The organism is Oleiphilus sp. HI0117 (genome assembly GCF_001635235.1).
This window is the reverse complement of record NZ_LWGA01000329.1, coordinates 1-261: the sequence shown is the minus strand read 5'-3', so window position 1 is coordinate 261 and position 261 is coordinate 1. Positions and strand designations below refer to the sequence as shown.

Here is a 261-nt window from a genome sequence, read left to right as displayed (position 1 = left end):
CTTGATATCCATCTGCAAAGCAGTAATACCTTCGTCAGTACCCGCTACTTTAAAGTCCATATCGCCTAAGTGATCTTCATCACCCAAGATATCAGTCAGAACGGCAAAGTCATCACCTTCTTTAACCAAGCCCATTGCGATACCCGCAACTGGCGCAGCTAAAGGTACACCCGCATCCATCATTGCCAAGCTGCTTCCGCAAACACTTGCCATTGAGCTAGAACCGTTAGATTCTGTGATTTCAGATACACAACGAATTGT

General features: G+C 45.6%; 1 pseudogene. It reads right to left on the bottom strand.

Annotation, left to right across the window (positions count from 1 at the left end):
* Positions 1-261 (bottom strand): annotated as a pseudogene (locus tag A3757_RS04070) (polyribonucleotide nucleotidyltransferase); the annotation flags it as partial.